Consider the following 230-nt stretch of genomic DNA (forward strand, 5'->3'; position numbering starts at 1 on the left):
GGGGGGGCGCCAGCCGCCCGCCAAAACCACAACCCCAAAAAACAACACAAAAAATACAAAACACCAACAAAAAACCCCACCACAAACAAACACCCACAAAACCAAAACCACAAAAACAAAAAAAAAACAAAAAAAAAAAACAAAAAAAAACCCAAACCCGCCACGTTTGTTGGCATTAACACCAAAAAAACCAACAAAACACCCACAAGAATTAGACCAACACCACACAA

1 protein-coding gene is annotated in these 230 nt (G+C 40.0%); it reads left to right on the forward strand.

The features are described 5' to 3' along the window. On the forward strand, window positions 1-230 hold a 230-nt coding region (locus QCD68_RS17340; protein WP_301223910.1), incomplete at both ends, for a hypothetical protein.

It is taken from the genome of Curtobacterium sp. PsM8 (assembly GCF_030433875.1).
GTDB lineage: Bacteria > Actinomycetota > Actinomycetes > Actinomycetales > Microbacteriaceae > Curtobacterium.